Annotated in this window: 8 protein-coding genes and 2 pseudogenes; 7 read left to right on the plus strand and 3 right to left on the minus strand. The window is 40.1% G+C overall.

Annotated elements, in window-relative coordinates; all coding sequences use genetic code 11:
- Positions 1-128: 128 nt before the first annotated feature.
- The 7 genes and pseudogenes from CTN01_RS20080 to CTN01_RS20110 all read left to right on the plus strand — a co-directional run bounded on the left by CTN01_RS20080 (position 129) and on the right by CTN01_RS20110 (position 8,752).
- Positions 129-698, plus strand: a complete 570-nt coding sequence (locus tag CTN01_RS20080) for a hypothetical protein (protein ID WP_045149216.1) — start codon at positions 129-131, stop codon at positions 696-698.
- Positions 695-2,713, plus strand: a complete 2,019-nt coding sequence (locus tag CTN01_RS20085) for a DNA phosphorothioation-associated putative methyltransferase (protein WP_045149215.1) — start codon at positions 695-697, stop codon at positions 2,711-2,713. The genes CTN01_RS20080 and CTN01_RS20085 overlap by 4 nt, the downstream gene beginning before the upstream one ends.
- A gap of 205 nt (positions 2,714-2,918) precedes the next feature.
- Positions 2,919-4,028, plus strand: coding sequence for a DNA sulfur modification protein DndB (gene dndB, locus CTN01_RS20090; protein ID WP_045149213.1), 1,110 nt, complete (start codon positions 2,919-2,921; stop codon positions 4,026-4,028).
- A complete protein-coding gene (locus CTN01_RS20095; RefSeq protein ID WP_211317084.1) occupies positions 4,021-5,787 on the plus strand; it encodes a DNA phosphorothioation system sulfurtransferase DndC in 1,767 nt (588 codons plus the stop codon). Before dndB ends, CTN01_RS20095 begins: the two co-directional genes overlap by 8 nt.
- Positions 5,788-7,797, plus strand: a complete 2,010-nt coding sequence (gene dndD / locus CTN01_RS20100; protein WP_045149212.1) for a DNA sulfur modification protein DndD — start codon at positions 5,788-5,790, stop codon at positions 7,795-7,797.
- A gap of 1 nt (position 7,798) precedes the next feature.
- Positions 7,799-8,149, plus strand: a complete 351-nt coding sequence (gene dndE / locus CTN01_RS20105) for a DNA sulfur modification protein DndE (protein WP_045149211.1) — start codon at positions 7,799-7,801, stop codon at positions 8,147-8,149.
- A gap of 338 nt (positions 8,150-8,487) precedes the next feature.
- Positions 8,488-8,752: pseudogene (locus tag CTN01_RS20110) on the plus strand (DndE family protein).
- A gap of 41 nt (positions 8,753-8,793) precedes the next feature.
- Here CTN01_RS20110 and CTN01_RS20115 read toward each other — a convergent pair.
- From CTN01_RS20115 to CTN01_RS22825, 3 genes and pseudogenes are all read right to left on the minus strand, one after another.
- Positions 8,794-10,500 carry an AIPR family protein gene (locus CTN01_RS20115; protein ID WP_045149210.1) on the minus strand — a complete coding sequence of 569 codons (1,707 nt, stop codon included), beginning with the start codon at positions 10,498-10,500 and terminating at the stop codon, positions 8,794-8,796.
- A 110-nt stretch (positions 10,501-10,610) separates the two neighbouring features.
- Positions 10,611-11,481 (minus strand): annotated as a pseudogene (locus tag CTN01_RS23215) (phosphorothioated DNA-binding restriction endonuclease).
- 137 nt (positions 11,482-11,618) lie between these two features.
- Positions 11,619-13,863: sigma-70 family RNA polymerase sigma factor (locus CTN01_RS22825; protein WP_170096477.1), on the minus strand; the 2,245-nt coding region annotated here is incomplete at its 5' end.

Consider the following 13,863-nt stretch of genomic DNA (forward strand, 5'->3'; position numbering starts at 1 on the left):
CAAATGTACTTGGAAGCGATATAGAGACTTACTACCGTAATTCTACTTTCATCTATGTACCTATCGATACTCTTATTACAGTTAGCCATAAGACAGCTTTCCACATTGTATAACTACGAGGCTTTATCTTGATAAATAGTACGAACAATACAAGTACAGCAAAAATTATAGGCTGGTATAAAGATCGCCACCCTACATGGCAACTCTCTAATGGTAATACTCCCCTACTTCCAGAAACTCAACTGACAATAGAGCGATACCATTCATTAATCATAGAAAAGTTAGAAAAAGAGTTTGGGGAAATAACGGTTACTTACGGTTTCACCTCATTAGAGCTTTATAAACTCGTTCAGAAGCTATCTCCTCAGCATACAGCACCTAACTTAGATCAACATGCTGGTTACGAGTTAAATAGTCGGAACAATCGAATCTGTAAACGAGATGGTCTAGCCTGTGACTTTTTAGTCAAAGGCTATGAAAATGATATGGGCACCATAGCTAAATACATTGTTAGACACCTCCCCTTTGATAGACTTTATTTCTACGGAAGGAACAAACCATTACACGTCAGCATTGGCCCAGAAAATAGTCAATTTATTCAATACATGTTGCCGTCACAAAAAAGCGGAAAACGCTATCCAAGCAAGCGATATAATAAAGATAACTACTTAGACGCTGAATTTAAGGAATATTCATGAATGCAGAGTTATTTAAACAGCTAGTTTCTGAATTAAGAATAGGTAAACAGCTTCCTGATTCCGTTTATATACATAAAGATGCTCTCACCGAAGCGAATGAGAAACTCGCATTATTCATTCCAGCCGTTGCCAATGCACTCAAAGTTACAGAGTGGGACTTAGTAAAACTTCACAAAAAAGAATTCCGCCTTTCACTCCTCAGTTATCCAAGCTTTTACACAGAGTCTTATCCAGCTCTTCATCTAAGTGTGAATGTAGATTTAGTTAAACTAACCCATAAGACAACTGATTACCGTAACTCTGATAACCCTCCTATTCTCCACAGAAAAGAAACCATGATTTCCACCTCTAGCCAGTATTATCAGAATTTTAAAGATCTGACTCAGGAAGGTGAAAATGCAGGACTATATGAAAATACTCGAATCATTGGCTTTAAAAAATCTTGGGAAAATATTATCAGTAGGCATGGTTATGAACTTGTCGATGGACGACTGTTTCGATGTTCGTCTTTAAATATTCCCGATGACAGCAAAACAATTGATCGCCACAGAACTGCAATTGTTCGACATGAGCTTTCAGCGCCGATGAAAACCTTAGCTAAAAATGGTTATTTAAACGGAGATTATTCAATCTTTGATTATGGCTGTGGACGCGGTGATGATCTTAGAGAATTAGAAGCGCATGGGCTTGATGCAATAGGATGGGATCCAAATTTTCAACCCGACAACGATAAAATCAATTCAGACATTGTTAATCTTGGCTTTGTACTGAACGTAATTGAAGACCAAGATGAAAGATTAGAAGCGCTAATCGGTGCTTGGGATCTGTGTGAGCAGCTCTTGATCGTATCTGTAATGTTAGCCAATGACAGTTTTATAGCACAATTTAAGCCCTACAAAGATGGGGTAATAACTTCTCGTAATACCTTTCAAAAATATTACGCACAATCGGAAATTAAAAGCTACATTGAGCGCAACCTTCAAGATGAAGCAATTCCTGTTGCTCCTGGCATCTTCTATATTTTTAAAGATAAACTTTTAGAGCAAGAGTACCTTCAAGGCAAATATAAACGTCATCATCAGTGGCAGCAGCTTACCTCACCTCAAACTCTCGACTCGAAAGAAAAAGCAAAGCTGGTTGTCACACAACATCAAGCACTATTTGAAAGCTTTTGGAATATTTGCCTTGAGTTAGGTCGAATCCCTTTTAATGAAGAATTTGAACAATCAGAAGAAACACGTCAACTGATTGGATCCCGTAAAAAAGTATTCAATACATTAAAAGAGCTTTTTGATATTACTGAATTTGAAAAAGCAGAAAAAAGGCGAAAAGAGGATTTATTACTCTACTTTGCAATGGGGCTTTTTGAAAAAAGAAAACCTTATACACAACAACCTGAAGCGCTAAAGCGCGATATTAAAGCCTTGTTTGATGACTATAAAACTGCGCTAAATCTTGCTGCTGAGCTATTGTTTGCGATTGCAGACACAGACCTAATCAATACACAATGTGAAAAGGCCCACCAACAATTATCTGCAAGTGTTTTAAATGAAGGGCACTCTCTCATCTTGCACCGAGACTATATTAACGATTTACCACTACTACTTCGAGTATACGTGGGCGCAGGATTACAAATGTATGGCGAGCTTGATGAAGAGATAGACCTTATGAAAATCCATATCACATCAGGAAAGCTGACTCTTACCGCTTATGACAACTTCGAGAACTCCGTCCCTTTCTTAGTTGAGCGCATAAAAATAAAAATGGCTGAACAAGATATTGATTTTTTTGATTATGTGAATGAAAAACGTAGACCACCTCTGCTGAACAAGCACCTTTACATGTCACCCGAACATAAGAACTACAAAAAGCAGCTGAGCTTTGATAAACGATTGGCTGCCTTATTGGGCATCAGTCAAAGTGAAGAAACAAAACTTACGCGTAATACATTTGATAAAGGGTTATACGAGGAAGGCAAGAAAATCAATGAGTTCAAGTTAATGAGATTAAGTTAGCACTAATATTTCATCTAGTTTAGTTGAGCTCACTCTGAAAATAAATGACCCCGCATATTTTTGCAACCCAATTCCTACGTGCAATTCTGCTGTTTCTCCACTAAAATACCCAAACAAATACTATAACGTTAAATTGAATAAAAGTGACGTCATGATATAACGTACTACACTATTAGTTACGTGAAATATAACGTTAAGGTTAATCATGAGAAATGCACAAGACGGTTACTGCTTCTCTTTCCCTGCGGTTAGAGGGCTACAAGCAGGCAAACCATTCTACATCGCAACTTGCCCGTTAAGCACTATCCCTAAGATTTTTGTCTTCGACGAAGATGAAGTTCCACCAGAACTCCGAGCTCAGCGTACGTTAAACAAATCACGTATACCAGAAATGGTGCGATACCTCGTTGAAAATCCCAAAGACTACGTTTTCTCAGCCTTGACTGTCTCTGTTGCCTCTACAGTGAGCTTTGAAGAAAACGCCAGCCTCGATACACCAAACCTTGGAACATTAAAAGTACCAATGGATGCACAGATTTTGATTAACGATGGTCAGCACCGCCGTGCAGCTATTGAAGCAGCTCTAAAAGAAAATCCAGATCTAGCTCATGATAACATTCCTGTCTTGTTCTTTGTAGATGAAGGGCTACAGCGTAGTCAGCAAATGTTTGCGGACTTAAATAAATATGCGGTTAAACCAAGTCCTTCTCTAGGAGCATTATATGATCATCGTGATGAAAGCTCTGAACTTGCACGTTATCAAGCTCAGCACATTGCCCCTTTTAAAGGCTTCACCGAAATGGAGAAATCCAGTATCAGCTCTAAAAGTGGTAAATTGTTCACTTTAAGTAGCTTAAAGCAAGCGAACAAAGCTCTGTTAGGGAAAGGGGCAAAGGACGGTTTTAGTGAAGAAGAAAAATCGCTGGCCAACCAATACTGGCAAGCCGTTTATGAGGCCACTCCAGAATGGCAGATGGTACTTAATAAAGAACTCTCGCCATCACAGTTTCGTCAAGATTATATTCACGCTCACGGCGTCGGGTTACATGCACTTGGCGCATTAGGTTGCGCACTGATCACGGCGCAACCGACCGAATGGAAGCAAACTATCCAACGTCTGAAAGATGTTGATTGGCGAAAATCCAATCCCAATTGGGCAAATAGAAGTATGTTACATGGCAAGCTTAGCAAAGCCTCTACCAACATCATGCTCACAACCAACGCCCTGAAACACGCTTTATCGCTCCCATTAACACCCGATGAGAGAGCGCTAGAAAACCAACACATCACAAGTAATGAGGCATCCAATGGCTGAGTTGTTTATAGCCGATGGTCTGGACGACGAACAGATTGAATACATCGAAAACGAATATTTTGCGGGCTTCAAACGCTACAGCAATCATCAATCGTTACCAGCAAAACTAGAGCACTATGCCGCACTGGATGAAGAACTGCGTAACGTCAGTAGCACGACCCTATGCCGTGAACTACTGCGTGAGCATTCTAATAATGAAGGCTTTACACTCAAGCACTTTATTGATGACATTCAAACCGTGTACTGTGCTGATAATCGCCCGTGGGTTATTGGCTACAGTGGAGGTAAAGACTCGTCTGCCGTTGTAACGCTAGTATATTTAGCACTGCTTGCTTTAGATGAATCTAAGCGTACTAAACATGTTTATGTGGTTGCTTCTGATACTTTAGTTGAAACGCCACTTGTTGTTGACCATGTGAACAAATCATTGGAGTCTATTGGCAACCAAGCCCGTCGTGATGGGCTGCCTATCAGCACACACAAAGTCTTACCAAAACCTCATCAAACCTTCTGGTCTTGCCTATTGGGCAAGGGCTACCCAGCCCCCACGAAAAGTTTCCGTTGGTGTACTGAGCGCATGAAAATTGATCCAGTCAGTGATTTTATTACCGACAAAGTCGCTAAGTTTGATGAAGTGATTGTGGTACTTGGCTCTCGTAGCCAAGAGAGTGCGTCACGTGCGCAAGTTATTGCGAAACATAAAATTGAAAACACACGTCTTGCTCGCCACACCACATTGGCCAATGCATTCATCTATACCCCAATTGATACCTGGAGCATGGATGACGTCTGGAAAATCCTTCGTGCCTGCAGTTTAGAAGTCACCATTTCACCGATGGGTATTGGTAAAAAATGGGCCAATGACTACGATCTGGAATGGGAAAACCCTTGGGGTGGCAAAAACCTAACACTCTGGAATTTGTACAAAGATTCATCTGACCAAGGTGAATGCCCAATGGTGATTGATGACAGTACCCCGTCATGTGGTAACTCTCGTTTTGGTTGCTGGACATGTACCGTTGTCACTAAAGACCGTGCTATGGAAAGCCTGATCCAAAATGGTGAAGAATGGATGCGTCCGCTGCTTGATTTTAGAAATAAGCTGGCAGACACAAATATTCCTGAAAATAAATCGCTGTACCGTAACTTTAAACGCCGTACAGGCAACGTTAGCTATCAGCGCGTTAAAGAAGGTCAAGAGCTCACTACAGAACGCGACCATATTCCCGGCCCGTACATGCTGAAATTCCGCAAGGAATGGCTAAAAGAGCTACTGGTTCAAGAGAAACTGTTCAACGAATCAGGCTATCAAGTCACGCTGATCACTAAACCTGAGTTACATGCTATTCGCCAAGAATGGCTAAATGATCCGAATGAACCTGATTGGGCCGATTCACTCCCTCAGATTTATCGTGACGTTTACGGCCACGATCTTGATTGGGTCATTAACGATAACAACAGCTTTGGTGAAGTTGAAGCGCAGATCTTGCAGCAACTTGGCGGTGAATATGATGTTTCACCAGAGATGATTCAAAAACTACTCGACCTTGAGATCTCTCTTGAAGGATTAAGCCGTCGTACCGGTGTGTTCGATAAGATTGGTAGCTTATTAAAACGAGACTGGGGCTCGCTTGAAGAGATCAAAGAAAAACATGCAGCGTTGCAAAGCAAGTCGGATTTCGACCTTCATAAAGAACAAATCAAACGCTATGAAGATGAAATTGCCAAACTGGATCAGCAAACCAAGGTGGAGCTATAAATGATCATTAAAAGCCTGGTTGTTAATAACTTCCGTGTGTTCCGTGGTGTACACGAAATTGACCTCGCGCCTCGAAAACAGCGTGAATACCATGACGCGCCAGCCCCTATCGTCTTATTCGGCGGTTTAAATGGTGCAGGTAAAACCTCAATCTTAACAGCCGTACGCGTTGCGCTATATGGCCGTGCCGCATTTGGCCGAGGAATGACAGCGACTGAATATCAAGCCCAGCTTGATGCACTCATTCACAAAGGCGTGGGGATCAGTGAAGGTAAGTCCTCCATTGAACTGGTTTTCACTCATAGCCATAACGGCATTGAAAGTGAATATAAAATTACCCGTGGTTGGTCAAGGGGACAAAAAGACCGCTTAGTGCTAGAGAAAGACTCTGAAGAACTGAGCCAGATGAACTACGACCAATGCCAAAGCTTCCTTAATGAATTGATCCCATCGGGCATTGCAGATCTCTTCTTCTTTGATGGCGAAAAAATTGCCGAACTTGCGGAAGATGAATCTGGCGAAGTATTGCAAACCGCAGTAAGACGCTTACTGGGTATTGATGTGGTTGAGCGTCTACGTAACGACCTCGCCATTTACTTGAAACGTCATGATGCAGCTGCACTGCCCGCGAACATCAAAGCACAGATTGAGAAGCTCGAAGCCGACCGTGAAGCTGCAGAAAAAGCAGCCAAAGCGATGGCTAACGAAACCGTTTTGTGTCGCGCAAAAATTGACTTAATTGCAGCGGATATCGATAAAGCAGAAGGTGAACTGTCACGCCGTGGTGGTGCCTGGGCGAACTCGCGAGAGCAAGAAAAAGCCAAGCAAAATACATTAGAAGCCGAGCGTAAAGAACTCGAAAAAACATTACGCACAGAGATTGAAGGCAACCTTGCTTACGCATTTGCACCAAAGGCATTATCCAAACTATTCACTCAGCTAGAAGCGGAAAAATCAGCGAAGCAAACGACAAGCTTTAATGCTGAACTACAAAGTTTCATGAATGAGCTAAGCCAAGAACTGAGCTTCCGTCTTGCTGACTCCACTACGGCTTTAAGCACCATTCAAGATTGTTTAAATGCACGTCACTCCTCACAGCAGAACACGGACATCCTACTGGATATCTCTGATCGTGAATTCAACCAGATTCACTCTCAAGTTAACGTGCTTGCACCTGAAGCCTATTTGCGTTTCGATGCCGCGCGCCAACGCTTGAGTGTTGTAGAAGAAGAGATCGCTGATCTTTCCGTCAATATCGCACGAGCCCCTGAGCAAGATCAACTTGAAGCACAATTATTTGCCATTAAAGCACTGACTAAAAAGCGTACAGAAGCGATTTTAGAGCATAAAGAAACAACAGAATCAGCGAAACGCTTCTATCGAGAAGCTATAGATCGTGCCCGTAAAGTACAAAAGCTTCATGACAAACATAAAGTGGCACACGATGCAGAATCATCGCTAACGAATGCACAAAATGCGCACACAATGTTGGCTGACTTTAGTGAAAAACTTACTCAAGTACGAGTAAAGCAACTTGAAGCTGAATTTATCAAAAGTTACCAAAAGTTAGCACGTAAAGAAGATTTACAGCTTTCTGCTCGTATCAATACCAAATCCTTTGATGTAGAGCTTATTGATGAAAATGGCCATACTATCAGCCGTAAAGCGCTTTCTGCCGGAGAGAAGCAAATCTATGCCATTTCTATCCTTGAAGCATTGGGCCGTACGTCTGGTAAGCAGTTACCAATAATTATTGATACCCCGCTTGGCCGTTTAGATTCTAAACACCGCGACAAACTTATTAAGTTTTATTTCCCGGAAGCTAGTCATCAGGTCATCATTCTCTCTACTGATACAGAGATTGATGAAAGCTACTTTAACAGTGTGGATTTCAAGTACGGTATTTCTCATGCCTTTGAAATCCAATTTGATGGTTCAACCAAGTCATCAAAAGTGAAAGAAGGCTATTTCTGGGAACAAAAATCAAAAACAGTTGCAGAGGTAAATTAATATGCTGCCGAATAGAATGAATTTATCAAAAACAACTGAAGAACAGCTCAAGTTACTTAAGCAACGTACGGGGATCTCCCCTAACGTATCTTCTCGTATTGCATTCTTCCGCTCGGTGGAATCAGGCTTTACATACTCAGCTGAACCAGCCAAAAAGCTTGATGGTAGTCTAGTACTTGATAAAGTAACGTGGCTGGGCGATACCCAGCTCGTGACGGAGTTGATCTTGAAGCAGATCTACCCAGAGCTTGATGATAAAGAAACCATGGCCGCTTGGGCTGCCCATATTGAAGATGGAATCGCATCGTTGAGGAATCATAAGAGTCTGCTAGATTTTTCGAGTAGCCTATAATGAAGATCATTACGTTTAATTAATACTGACTTTCAGCTAATCTGACAGCTATCCGATTACTTCGATGGCAGCTGTCAGATAAATCTGGCATTACATCTTATAACTCCAACTAGCATACCTAAAAAACAGTTTTAAATTCTTTCATCACCATGTTTAGATAGAAACTATACCAGCCTTATTCAAGACGGCATTACTAGTACTAATGAAATCTGTTTTAACGGTGCGACTAAATCATCAACCTTGACGAAAGGTTATTTATTGAGAGAAACAACGAAGGATGCTGTGTAATGCTACCTAATCGTATGGACTTATCCCACACTACTGAGGAGTAACTTAAAATGTTGAAAGGCTATACTGGTATCACTCCAAACGTATCAGCTCGTATCGCTTTCTTCCATTCTATTGAAAGTGATTTTCGATAGAAGCCTGATTAGACAGCTCACTTGTGTTAGATAAATATATTTGGCTTGGAGAAACTAGTGATATTACTGAGTTAGTTTTGACAGTAAACAATATCAACAAGCATGAGCAATACACCTTGGAGATGGGATTACTTCGATTAGAAATCATCGCAGCTTAGCTGGTGTTGCACTCTCCTTCTAATAGTAAGCTCCTCACAGAGGAGCTTATTTTTCATTGAAGAATCAAGGTTGTAGGTCTAGACTACTAATTAGTGACTTTTTAAAAAGTGCTGAGCCGAGTGCTTTTACCGGAGTCATTTCTGGTTGATTCTCTAAATATTGGGCTAAAGAGCTTTCGAGCTTATCAATAAGTTTAGAAATTGATAACTCTGGCATCAAATATTTCAAGTAAATAATATAGTAATATTTAAGCTGATTACCCTTGATATTTAACAGCTTGAACTCTTTTACAATATTAAAATAACACTCTATTAGCATTGGTGTTTCAGTTATATCAAAGTCAGTTATAAATAACTTTTTATATCCTCCTTCAAACATATCTTTCACACTACTTGTTGCCTTATCTGGGTTGCCAGACTTAGCTTTAAGCAGCTTACCGAGCAGCTCCATATTTACTGTATATTTGTAGTCTTTATCTTCTTCAGGTCCTGTATCACCTGACTTTCTAGCATATGCTATATCGAATTCATCTAAATAACGTTCAATCTCTATTTGTTCAGAAGCTAGTGATTTTAAATCAATTGACTTAATTGGGTTTTGACTATTTGTATATTCTGCTATTTTATGAGATTCATTCAACTCATTGTCTGGCATAAACATTCTGACTAAAACTTCAGCGTCGTAAAGGTAGCTCTCTAAGTTGTCTTCATCATCTTGGTTGAACTTATGAATAGTCCTTAAAGTTTGTCCTCCATTAACTATTTGTATCCCCGACAGTTCAAGTTTGATACTCTTATTACCCGGAAGCGGCTTTGACTTTATATCTTCAGCTATTAAAGTAATTCCATTATTATACATAAAGAATTTTTTTGGGCCTGTCTTTAAAGAGTCCGCTATATTTTCATTGTATTTCGACCTTTTAACCAACCCACGAACGTTATCGAATAAAACACTAAAATCCAGGTCACTCGATTGAAGTTTAGATGCATCCTCTAAGCTAAGGGTCTCGCGAAGCTCAATGTCATCACATGTAATCCGTAAGATCTCGCTGCACTTAAGTCTCGCAATAAAAGATTTCGCTGACGCTTTATTATCTTCGGAGTAACTCATTATCGCGTCACTGTCAATTAACAACTTCGCATCAATTTTCTCAGGCCGAATTGTCATGAAGCTAGCGATTGTTGATAGAGCTAATGGTTTTACCTTGATAGCATAAATTGATGCAAGGTGTTCAAGCTCTTTATTGTGCTCTCTAACCTCTTCCGCTTCATTACTAACTTGGTACAACTCAACAGTCCATTCATCTGTTGGACGATTTAAAATAGAAGATACTTTATAGATCTTCTCTTTGACATCTTGGGGGTATTTATTGATCAGTTTCTTATCTTCTTGAATAGCAAAATTTAGAAACTTAGTAGACATAAAGCTATCATTTAACTTCTGTGTATGACCTGGCTTAAAGTCTTTTCGATATTTGAAGTTAAACAACTTAAGCTCTTTTTTATCATTATTTATATATATAGCATCCACACCACAGTCATTTACACTTCGATCAAAAACTTTCCTATTAAATGCAGTATCAATAACTGACTCAGCAAGTATACAAACATCTGACTCATTACAGACCTGTTCTAATATGTAAATATAAAAACCTAATCTTCTTCTTTCTTCCTCATTACTACCAAGATTTACGCCAACATTATCCTCTAGGATCTTAGCGTATCTATCTAGTTTTTTATTCAATATAATGTAATCATTTCTATTCGCCATTAATTTACAACCTTACTAACTGGAATAATATTATTTTTGATCATTAAAACATTTATTCTTAATATAAAAACTGATTCAAGAAATATAAATCACCTCTACACTCAGTATTATTAAATCATACTTAGAGTGCTCTTCATGAGAACTAAAATCTCTCTTACATACCATTCAACTAACTTATCCGCGGCGGGGTATAACGAAGTATCTCTTGGCAAACTAATTTTCTTACTCTCATAACACCAAGTGAACTGTTCAACTATAGACCCACCAGTCACAGGAGGAGACACTCGGGTTTGTAAAGGCAATAACTCCTCGATCAAATGCTTTATGGTGAATACTACAAAGAGCAATACCATTCGATACCTTACAATAGCCTGAGTACTGCTTCCATTTTATATACGCTGCTTCAATACCAATCGACACTCTATCCAACGCTAAACAAAATCCATGTATACACATTAATAGTTATACGCACGCAGCTCATTTTTCTACATTGAGAGTTTTTAATGATGAATCCAATACAAACCCAAAACGTACAAGTAATTCTTCTTGAAGTGATTCAGGAAAGTTATCCTGAATCAACTTAGAAGCGATTTCATCAATCAAACTGGGATTGGAAAGCAAAGTTTGATATGAAGCGACATCAAAACCAGCCTTTACATCATATGCGATAAGATCCTTTTTACGCGGATCACCACTGCTTGAAAGTTGACACTTTTCTCCATTTTCAATTTCCCAAAATGAGTCTACTTCATTAGCCAATCGCCAAAATGGGTAATGCGGTTTATAGGAGTTTCTGTCTGGACCATATTGCAGCAGCAGTGCCTTTACTGGTTCATCCACTTCTTGGGCATAATGAAACAAACGTTCATGTCCTTTCTTATACTCAGACAGCGCAAAAAGAAGCATTAATGGTTTATGAGGTGCTCTTTCGTCACCTCGTCTCCATTGTGAAATGGATTGAATTTTCTCAAGCAAACACATATTAAATACCATAAAAATGACATGTCTAATTATACATACATCTATTTATTTTCAATATGATAAATATAAAAAAAAGCACCTGTGACGGTGCTTTTTAAGATACATATAATAATACGAGAGTTATCCCTTAAAAGAATTTACTCGTGAGCTTTTTCATTTTGAATAATTTGCTTAATCATATTTCTAACCCGTCCCGGATCAATTAAACAATGCTGGTTAATAATCGCAATAGCATCTTCATAAGATTCATTGCCACTAAGCAACTGACGACACATATCCGAAAGGCTTTCATAGGCAAACTCTGTTTTACACACTAAGTTGTAGACAAAGTGCCATTCAAAACCAAAATCAGCCGCGCAAGATTTCAATAATGACAGGTAGAGATACTTGTTATAGTTAAAATCAAACGCGTTATTGATATGTCGCTGAATACGCTCCACCTCAATTGCCCGAGATTCACTTTCAATGATTTCGGCTGCTTTATGGATGATCGCTTCAACGTCTAGACCAGCAAATGCATACTCTGTTAACTGGTAATCCGCTTCATCAACTTTAACAATCGTCCCTTTTAATAATAATTTATCCAAATAATAGCCGGCATGACCCAGAGACTGGCTGCGAATTTTACTTGCAATGAACTTTTTATCCAATGGCCTATTACTGGCAGCAAAGAGCGACACCAGTACATTTTCTTGGCTTGCTAAACTAAAGTCCTGCTCAATACTGATCGTATCAGCCCCTGACTTACCATTGAAAAAGATACCTTGCCGCTCGCCAAATGCACGAACAATATGCCTTACGGTAAAGTAATCTAACGCGTTAGACTGGCCTTTCTGATAATAATCAATCGATAAGTTAAGCGAATTGCGCAAAAGCTCTGCTTCCTCAACTAAGACTTCGCGTACATTCTGCAATGTTTGCTCGATTTCATCTTCGGTTAACTGTAAAAAGTTCAGGTGTCGATATGTACCACGATCAATCTGATAGGCCCACCCATTATCTACTGCAGCACTGATGGAGCCATCAATGCGCTCTTCGGGTAAGCGGGCTCTGGAAATCGCTTTTTCATTCACTTTTTTGTGCAAGATATTCCAGGCAAGGCCTTTCGGATAATCAAGCAATGTATTAGCCAATGCCAGAGGCTTTGATAGGTTAATAGGAATCACCATTTCCCCTAGCAACTCAACCTTCTTACCATCCAAATGTGAAATGGCATTCTCCGCAACCGCTTTTTCAATCCCAAGACGGTCTTGCAGATACAGCGTGATTGTCTCTAACTCAGCAGGGGATGCATTGTTCGCCCAAAAGTCATCTAAGATCGTCGGGCTAATCTCTGGATAAACAATTTTTGTTAACCCACCAGATGATAAGTTACAGCTCATTTCCAAAAACTCGTAGAAGCCTTTTTTTGAGCTAAAACGACTTTGCAACTCAGTGAAAAGTTCAGCGCGTAACAAGCTAAGATTTGACTTAACGTTAACCCACAGTGTTGTTGGACTAATGCGCATATGTGCGTGCCAGTTCCTTTCTATACGTTGTTGAAGTTGACGAACGCGTTCTCTCGTTATCTTACCACTAGGTAGTGTGTCGCCAATTTCCTGCAAGGTCTTTTCAGCAGATAAATACCCTAAACGACCAGATGTAATGAATTGATCTCTTTCACTCAATGCCGAGAAGAAACTTGCGAGGTCTTGAATCAATATTTCTTCAAGTACAAATAAATCGATGTCTTCGTTATGGCTAAAAAGTAAATGAGAAGGCGCCGCCTCACCTAAACTTTGACCACTAAATTCGTTAAGCATTTTCTCGTCAACATAGGCGATCATCTCTGAAATCAGCGTCACTTTCTTTTTACCCAACATAGGGATCACTTTTAACGCATTGGCATCAAGTTGGCGGATATCACCGATAGTGACACTTTCACCAAAATGCCCCACCAATAAATTACAAATCGCCTTGTACTGATGTGGCAAAGCAAGCTGGGAAATAACTAGCCCATCAGTTTCGTGAGGAACGTACTCTTCAACAATATGTCCCGCCCTCAGTGCAGGGGATGCCTGTAAAAATAAAGCCCTTAGTACCTCAATATGCACTAGCTTAGTTTTACCTAATCCACGAATCTGCAAAAAGTCATCATAAGACATAGCTAAGAATTCAGCCACGGTTAACTCTCGACCCAAGCGTTCTTGAATAAGATCAACTGTCACCAGCTCCTTCTCTGGGATCTCATATGTCTTAATAAATTTGGCAGCTTCGGCAGCTTCGGCAGCTTCGGCAGCTTCGGCAGCTTCGGCAGCTTCGGCAGCTTCGGCAGCTTCGGCAGCTTCGGCAGCTTCGGCAGCTTCGGCAGCTTCGGCAGCTTCGGCAGCTTCGGCAGCTTCG

The organism is Photobacterium angustum, from assembly GCF_003026365.1.
Taxonomy (GTDB): Bacteria; Pseudomonadota; Gammaproteobacteria; order Enterobacterales; family Vibrionaceae; genus Photobacterium; species Photobacterium angustum.

Bases quoted from the DNA above. Each gene is read 5' to 3' on its own strand.
- CTN01_RS20115 (WP_045149210.1), bottom strand. From the start codon at position 10,500: ATGGCGAATAGAAATGATTACATTATATTGAATAAAAAACTAGATAGA.
- dndB (WP_045149213.1), top strand. From the start codon at position 2,919: ATGAGAAATGCACAAGACGGTTACTGCTTCTCTTTCCCTGCGGTTAGA.
- CTN01_RS20095 (WP_211317084.1), top strand. From the start codon at position 4,021: ATGGCTGAGTTGTTTATAGCCGATGGTCTGGACGACGAACAGATTGAA.
- dndE (WP_045149211.1), top strand. From the start codon at position 7,799: ATGCTGCCGAATAGAATGAATTTATCAAAAACAACTGAAGAACAGCTC.
- CTN01_RS20085 (WP_045149215.1), top strand. From the start codon at position 695: ATGAATGCAGAGTTATTTAAACAGCTAGTTTCTGAATTAAGAATAGGT.
- dndD (WP_045149212.1), top strand. From the start codon at position 5,788: ATGATCATTAAAAGCCTGGTTGTTAATAACTTCCGTGTGTTCCGTGGT.